General features: G+C 60.2%; 2 protein-coding genes. Both read left to right on the top strand.

Going from position 1 to position 888, the window contains the following annotated elements; genetic code table 11:
* A partial coding sequence (locus NW837_RS14650) for a DUF5942 domain-containing protein (RefSeq protein ID WP_414332304.1) occupies positions 1–502 on the top strand: 502 nt, incomplete at its 5' end.
* Positions 502–723 carry a hypothetical protein gene (locus NW837_RS14645; RefSeq protein ID WP_041436283.1) on the top strand — a complete coding sequence of 74 codons (222 nt, stop codon included), beginning with the start codon at positions 502–504 and terminating at the stop codon, positions 721–723. The genes NW837_RS14650 and NW837_RS14645, both read left to right, overlap by 1 nt.
* Positions 724–888 lie beyond the last annotated feature (165 nt).

The following is an 888-nucleotide window of genomic DNA, read 5'->3' as shown; positions in this document are numbered from 1 at the left end:
GGGCGGCTACATTATCCTGGTGCTGATCCGCTGGTGGCTGGCTCCCAAGCGGCTGCTGCAGACGGTGCCTTTGCTGGCTGGGATGCTTTTGGGCAGTGCCGGTCTTTTCCCCTTGCAGGGGTTGGCGATTGTCGGTGGCCCCCGTTGGCCCTTCCAATTGGCGGGTAGCTCCCTGCCGGAGTTGGGCACCGCCTTTGCCCAGACCAATGCCTTGAACCCCCTATTTGCCAGCGTGTTGATCCCGGGCCTGTTGATGTTGCTGCTCCTGGGCCATCGGCGCTGGCGCTGGGCGGTGATCGGCCTGTGCATCGGCATGGCCTCGCATCTGCTCTTGTCCGGATCCCTGTTCTATGAGGGGGTGCTATGGCTTGGATCCTCTGCTTGGTTGGGTCGCTCCTTCTTGCTCTTCAATGGCTTGCTCTGCCTGGGCCTGGCCTACTTGGGAGCGCAAGCGGCTACGGAATCTCAGTCCACGGCAACCGGGCTGGCGCTGAGGCGGTGATGCAAGAGTACAGCGGTACCATCCAGTTCCTGGATATTGAAGGGGGGGTGTGGGTGCTAACCCTGCCTTCCGGCGAGCACTACGCCCTTTTCCGTGCCCCCAAAGAGCTCTTGCAAGAGGGGCTAGAGGTCACCATCCAGGGACAGATCAGAGAAGACATGGTGACGGTGGCTCAGGTAGGGCCGGTTTTGGAAGTCAGGAGCTTCCGGCGGCAGCCCTAGCTTGGCTTGCGGCTCCGGCCATACCAATCGGGGATCCCCAAGCGGGGATCCCTGCTTTTCGATGTCAGAATGCTTTTACAGTCGCTTCAAACAAGATTGAGACACCTCGCTGCCGACCCTCACCCCTAGCTTCTCTTTAGTTAGGAGAGAAGGAAAGTTAGGAAG

The sequence above is a fragment of the Synechococcus sp. R6-10 genome, assembly GCF_047461815.1.
Lineage (GTDB): Bacteria > Cyanobacteriota > Cyanobacteriia > Thermostichales > Thermostichaceae > Thermostichus.
The sequence above is the reverse complement of the archived record's forward strand: the minus strand, read 5'-3'. Positions and strand labels throughout refer to the sequence as shown.